The organism is Parachlamydia sp. (genome assembly GCF_050255895.1).
GTDB lineage: Bacteria > Chlamydiota > Chlamydiia > Chlamydiales > Parachlamydiaceae > Parachlamydia > Parachlamydia acanthamoebae.
Window position 1 is genome coordinate 1 of sequence record NZ_JBFWIR010000105.1, and the last position, 6,267, is coordinate 6,267.

At 36.2% G+C, this 6,267-nt stretch carries 5 protein-coding genes; 2 read left to right on the forward strand and 3 right to left on the reverse strand.

Features of this window, described 5'->3' with window-relative positions; all coding sequences use genetic code 11:
* Together AB7E63_RS12915 and folD are read right to left on the reverse strand one after the other, a co-directional pair.
* On the reverse strand, positions 1–444 hold a 444-nt coding region (locus AB7E63_RS12915; protein WP_428419628.1), incomplete at its 3' end, for an FAD:protein FMN transferase.
* Positions 441–1,322 carry a bifunctional methylenetetrahydrofolate dehydrogenase/methenyltetrahydrofolate cyclohydrolase FolD gene (gene folD / locus AB7E63_RS12920; RefSeq protein WP_006339945.1) on the reverse strand — a complete coding sequence of 294 codons (882 nt, stop codon included), beginning with the start codon at positions 1,320–1,322 and terminating at the stop codon, positions 441–443. The genes AB7E63_RS12915 and folD, both read right to left, overlap by 4 nt.
* A gap of 144 nt (positions 1,323–1,466) precedes the next feature.
* Here folD and AB7E63_RS12925 point away from each other — a divergent pair, with 144 nt between their 5' ends.
* Together AB7E63_RS12925 and AB7E63_RS12930 are read left to right on the forward strand one after the other, a co-directional pair.
* Positions 1,467–2,627 carry a hypothetical protein gene (locus AB7E63_RS12925; protein WP_013924638.1) on the forward strand — a complete coding sequence of 387 codons (1,161 nt, stop codon included), beginning with the start codon at positions 1,467–1,469 and terminating at the stop codon, positions 2,625–2,627.
* Between the two features lie 203 nt (positions 2,628–2,830).
* The gene (locus AB7E63_RS12930) at positions 2,831–5,788 is read left to right on the forward strand and encodes a hypothetical protein (protein ID WP_100067473.1); all 2,958 of its coding nucleotides are present in this window, start codon (positions 2,831–2,833) and stop codon (positions 5,786–5,788) included.
* 44 nt (positions 5,789–5,832) lie between these two features.
* Here the strand turns inward: AB7E63_RS12930 and AB7E63_RS12935 are convergent, their stop codons facing one another.
* Entirely contained in the window at positions 5,833–6,003 is a 171-nt protein-coding gene (locus tag AB7E63_RS12935; protein WP_013924640.1) for a hypothetical protein, read from the reverse strand.
* Positions 6,004–6,267: the final 264 nt, after the last annotated feature.

Sequence of the window (6,267 nt, forward strand, 5' to 3'; positions counted from 1 at the left end):
GTGAATCTTTTTCCATCCTGTGCTTGCTTGTGCCGCAAGAATGGCCTCGGGTGAAGGGGTTTTTCCTTCGGCTAAATGTGTTTTCCAAACACTTTGGATGGTTTCAATGGTCGGATCAAATTTACCCTGGCTCATTTGGACAATTTCTGCTGTTTTTTGCAAAAATTGACTAAGTGCAGCTGATATGGGTGTGTGAACATAGGCGGGAAGTTGATTAAGTTTGCTAAGCTCTGAAGAGGGATTCCATTTGTTATAGGTTAAATTCACCTCTTGGAATACAGTAAAAATGGTGGCTTCAATTTGCTCTTGTTCGCTAGTTGAAAGGGGGTGCCCAATCAAGACTCGGTAATCCATGGTCATGGCGTTACCTGTAAATTGATAGAGGGAAGGTTGCTTTTGACAGGCATTCAAGCAGAACAAGAGGATCACGATCCAAAGTCTCATTTTAAAAACAGTCCTTCTCTCAGACAGTAGCTTTTGAGTGTATTGCTGAGCAGCATTGCAATTGTCATCGGGCCCACACCACCAGGAACAGGTGTAATAAATGCACTCTTTGGCTGCACATGTTCAAAATCCACATCTCCAACGATTTCATATCCTTTAGGTAAATGAGAAGCTGAAATACGATTAATTCCCACATCGATCACGACGCTTCCTTCCTTCACCATATCTGCAGTCACAAAACGAGGTTTACCCATTGCCGCAATTAAAATGTCCGCTGATTGACAGATCGATTTTAAATGTTTCGTTTGGCTATGGGCTACAGTAACTGTAGCATTAGCTTGAGGGGTATTTTGCATCAAAAGTGCAGCCATCGGTTTTCCAACAATTTGGCTTCTTCCGAGGATAACGACATGTTTTCCGGAAGTTTCAATAGAGGACCTTATCAGTAGGGTTTGGATACCAAGAGGTGTACAAGGAACAAATCCTGTAGTATCTCCAATGAGTAACTTCCCTAAATTCATCATGTGAAATCCATCCACATCTTTATCTGGAGCAATAGCCTGGGTAATTCGACTGGAATGGATATGTTCAGGAAGAGGAAGTTGGACCAAAATGCCATCTATTTCAGGCTCAGCATTTAATCGTTGAATATGAGATAAAAGCTCACTTTCGGTAATTTCAGAAGGGAATCGATGTGTTTGAGACTGAATACCGGTTTTAAAACAGGCTTCCGTTTTTCGTTTAACATAAATTTCGGAGGGAGGATGGTGCCCCACGATGACAACATGTAAAGAGGGGGGACGACCATGTAAATGTTTGATATAGTCGCAAAGCTCTTGCTGAATTTCTGTTGCAATTTTAACACCATCAATGATCATATCCTCTCCTTTTGAATAAAAAAATAGCTAAACGAGAATAAATCTTCCAGCAAAGAATCGGATTTGTTTATAATACCACGTTCTTTATAAATTCCTATCTTCATTTTTTATGATAATTCTTTTAAAAATATGGATTCTTATTTCATGGTAAAAATAAATTTAATTCCTCATGGATTTCATCAGATAGTATCTAAATTACAATTAAAAAATCCGCACGCAAATAAAATATCCACTACTGTTGAACAATCTTTATTCAAGGAGCAATGCACTCAACCAAGACAAGGTTTTATTCATAAAACATTTAAGTGGTTAGATACGAAGGTTAAGGCTGTTGAACAACCCTGTGGTCCTCATGTAAAATTTCCTGTTACTCTTGAGGAAAGGCGGGCTTTTGCTAAAAACTTCAAAGAAGGTGATATCGTCTTTTTGATGTTGCCAGGGGCGCATCCAGATACCGCAGTAGAATTAGGCATTGTCCGCTTGCAGAAAATTTCTCGGCTGATGGGTTTAGCAGGAAAACATCCACATAATAACACAGATACTGACCACGTTTTCATTGTGACAAAAGTCACTGAAGACGATGTATGGGTGAGTGAGGCGACCCCTTCCAAAAAGTCCAATTTAAGAACTGTCAGCTTAATCGATCATAAATGTTATATTCTAACAAAAGAGCATGAGAATGAATATTATTATGTGAATTTCACTCCAGAAGAAGCTGCATGTGTGAATTTGGCTGAGAAAGCCGCTAAAATTGGTCTGCGATTAAGCCCCAAAGTCGATTATCTTCGCGAACCCGGGGAAAGCATACCAGAAGAGCAAATCCATATGAAAAGTGGATTTTCATTTCCACGTGCATTTAAAGCAATTTTTTCCAAAGGCTACCGTTTCAAACATAAAGAACAAGCCAGAGTCTTTAGAATGATTTATGAGGAATCGACTCAAGCGCTTATTTCGATGTCAGGAAAAAAACCGCAATCATTTTTTTGTTCGATGTTTTGTGCACAGCTCTATCAACGAGCAGAAGGAAAAGAGGCATGGGAAAAAATGGTTCAAGCAAAACCTGAGCTGCAAACAAGTCTAGATCAATTGATTTTAGATACCAAAGATCTTAAGCCTAAGCAAAGAGCGAAAACTATCTCAAAATGGTCAAAAGCAATGGCCAAGAAAGAAGGGGGCTTTCTTGCGAACACAATGAAGCATTTTAAATTCAACCCAACTAAAATGGGTCCTTCGGATTTTTATGATTATCTTGAAAAGTCAAAGATTATGAAAAAAGTGATCGTGGTTACTGCTCCGTCCGCATAAATTAAAACACTTTATTTGCGAATGTGGGTTCTATTCATTCTAGAATAGGGCTTACATTTCATCCATTTCAAAATTTTTCTGTTGTTATATCCTCTCTCGTTATTAAAAAACACCCTTTATAGGCTTTAAAGGGCAGCGTGGACAAACAAAAATTTGTCTGTTACTTTTTTATTTTCTACCTGAATCGCTTTTTGGAGGATAATATGGGTGCGCTTGAGCCTCAATCGCCTATTGTGTCGAACTTCGCGAAAAAACTTTATACAGAGATTAAAGACAGAGAAGAATTTTCTATCAGCTTATCCTATCTGAGAAACAAAAGTAACATTGATCTTTTAAGAATTTATGGAAGAATAAATATTCCTTTAATCGGTAGTACTTTAAACAACAAAACAATTGAAAAATGTTATCGGGAAGTAGAGGAACGTTTTAAAGATGTCTATAAAAATTACTTTGAAAACCTTTCTAAAGGGAAAAAGCTGGATGCTTCGAAACGCACATTTTTGGGAAGTATGTCAGCCTATGGAACAGAAGCGTATTTTTCGACAGATACCCAGGCTTTTAGAATCATCAATCAGTATCTTTCTTATCAGCCCTATCCACTTGAACAGGCAAAATGCCTCAGGTTAAATGAAATTAAAAAGATTGGAGAGGAACTGACTCCTTATGAATATGCAAAAGGATTAAAACATCATTATATTGCAAAAATTCAATGGATTTATGATCTCCTTGGGCCCTCTAAACACATCGGCGGAGCTCTATTAGATGAAGCTTTAGATCGAGAATTGAGTGAAATGAAGTGTTTACCACTTCCTACTCAAAATGAAAGTTGGAAAAGTCACGTGACAAAATGGGCTGAAAGTGAGGCTTGGGGAGGGCAAATTTCGAATATCTTTCAATTAGCTAATGAATTTTTTAAAACCTATCATTTTTCTCACTTTTTAGAGAAAAACGAAAAGAATGTTCTTTTTAAAACGTCGCCCGACTTTGTCATTCATGTTGGTCAAATTCCCGAAAATCTCTCATTTAAAGCCTATATGCAAGACACCACCTTTCGGGAATTTTGTCGATGCGTGCTGAGCGATTTTGGATCTGAAGAATTTTTTGAATATGCGGATTTAACTGAAGTTAAAAATTTTTTATTAAGTAAAATTCAAAAAGAGAAAAGAAGAAGTACGTTTGTTTATTTTTTTACTGATACTTTAAAGAATTATCAAATTATCCCTAAACAGAACATTGGTCGGTTTGATTACGCTCCTTTTAAAATGACTCTAGAAAAACAATTTAGAAGAATCGAATATTTAACTTCTTCTTATCAAGAGAATGGTGAATATATTCTTTATGATAAGAATCAAGGGTTTTACGATCTCCTTCTTGCATGTCTCTTGACTATTCATGTCATTCGGGTCTGCCCTGAATTTTCTCCTCAGAATCGAAAGGTTATTCTGATGGGAATTTGTAGAATGAGTTCAAGAGAAAAGTTAGATCTTTATCATTTTTTGCATGCGCAAGCCCCAAAATCTTATGATGGAAAACAACAACGCAATTCCTATAGTCGTGCTGAAATGTTTTTGCGAGATACGTTTTCTAAAGTCACCCAAAGTCGCCGCAATTCAAGTCCGATAAGCGATCCAAAACCCTCGGTGAGTCCTTTAAGAAAAATCAATGAATTCTTAAGAGGATATGCATTTTCTATGCAGCAAAGCGCCAAAGTAAAAATTCAGCTGCTTTTTTTTCAAAAGGGGTTAATGATCCAAAATCTGGAAGCAGAGAGAGCAGGATATCAAGCAATTGATTTGTTATTTTGTGTTAAAGTGATTGAAGATATGAAGGAATTTTGTGGTTTCCCACTACCCGCAGATGTCGTGTTCCATATTTTAAGTTGGCATTATTTAAGCAAAAACGAGATTTTTGCCTTAGAAAATTTCCAAAAAAGTCTTATACACACAAAATTGCAAGTTCGCGACGCTATCCATAAACCTGGAGCATTTTTTTTTCTTTCTTATGAAGTCAGACATCTCATTGATGTTTCGATTTCTAAAGTTATTCCGCAGTCCTCGTACGCTACTCATAATGAAATAAAGTTTATGCTGTATGATTGTTTGCGATATGCCATCTATCCCCATATTGCTTCTGGGGATATTTATCCGTTTATTTATTTGGCTTTTGAACAAAAAGGACCTATTTTTAACCAGTTGCAAGATTGGGCGAGGAACCACTGTCAGGTTCTTCGAAAATTAGAACTTACTCAAAGTGGCATGTGGGTTGATACCGGTTGGAAAACTTTGTTTGAAGAAGAATATTTTCAAATGTCTCTCACATTTTTTCCTTCTCTTGCTATTCCTCAATCGTTCAATTTGGAGGCCGTTCTGTATATTCCTAGGGAAAGATTGGCTCATGATCCGACTCTTTGTCAAATTTTGAGGATTTTTTCTATGTTTTTAAGTCACGAATTTGAGCCAATCAAAATGTATTATTTGGATTTAAAAAAAGAACAAGATTCAGATAAAGGAAAAGAAATAGAGCCAGAATCAGAGCCAGAGTATATCAATGAATTGTGTTTATTTAACAATCTTTTAGCCTATTTTGATAATCCTATTTTCATTTCTCTTTGGGAGAGCTATCAAGCTAAAGATAAGGATGAAATAGGAAAATTTCTCTATGATTTTTTCTTTCAAATTAAAAATGGCATTCGAAAAAAAATGCTGGCACTTGAAGGAAATGCTCATGACCCTTCTCAATACCGTCATTGTAAACGATTGTACAAAGAGAACATGGAAGAGATTTTAAAAAGCATGCATGGAGGTAAGAGCTCGACTTGGGACAAATTTTTTTCCATCGGAGAGGCGCTTATAGACGTTGAATATCGTTTTTCAATAAGTTTGAATTGTGACTATAAACAAATTGAGAAATTGGAAGAGCAATGCATTGATCAGGAAAGAGGAACGGAAAAGGACGGGGAAGAAGAAATTAATCTCCAAAATGTTTTTTATAATTTGGAATCGAGAAGGGTTGAAGAGAAATTTATAGAAACCGACTTTCATGAAGTAACATTTAGATGTTGTGATCGCAATGCAAATTTTAGAGTGGTTTATCCAGGTTTGCCTTCCATAGATTTACTTTATTGGCAAATCCTCATGTTGATGAAAATTTTAGACAACTAGGAAAATTTGTCCTCTGTAATTGTTAATTACAGAGGACATGGCATTTATTCTTCTGGGTGTTCACCCTCAGGTTTTTCATGCTCACCGGTGTGTCCTTCTTCTTCAGCACCAGGAATGGGGCCAAAATGGATCGCAAATGCGGAATCTGGAATGCTTGCACAAAATCCAGTAACGACAACAAACAATGTCAAAAAACGGGTGATAAGAGTTTTCATAAGATTCTCCTTCGCTTGATGCATTATTAAGGTCACATTTATTTTTTAACATATTTGTTAATTATATATCAAATAATTGAATTGATTAATTTCGTTTTAGTTTATTTTGAATTATTGTTGATATAAGTATTTAACTGTAAGCGTCTTGTAAATTTGTTGTGTTATAATGAATTAAAAATAAATGACTTAGAAAATCTTCGACCCTGAAAATAAAGGGTCGAAGTTTGAGAGCCAAATTAACTGGTTTGTTGATTGTAGTAATTA

What these genes read in the sequence shown, in the direction of transcription:
- folD (WP_006339945.1), bottom strand. Translation starts at nt 1,322, where the DNA reads ATGATCATTGATGGTGTTAAAATTGCAACAGAAATTCAGCAAGAGCTT.
- AB7E63_RS12925 (WP_013924638.1), top strand. Translation starts at nt 1,467, where the DNA reads ATGGTAAAAATAAATTTAATTCCTCATGGATTTCATCAGATAGTATCT.
- AB7E63_RS12930 (WP_100067473.1), top strand. Translation starts at nt 2,831, where the DNA reads ATGGGTGCGCTTGAGCCTCAATCGCCTATTGTGTCGAACTTCGCGAAA.
- AB7E63_RS12935 (WP_013924640.1), bottom strand. Translation starts at nt 6,003, where the DNA reads ATGAAAACTCTTATCACCCGTTTTTTGACATTGTTTGTTGTCGTTACT.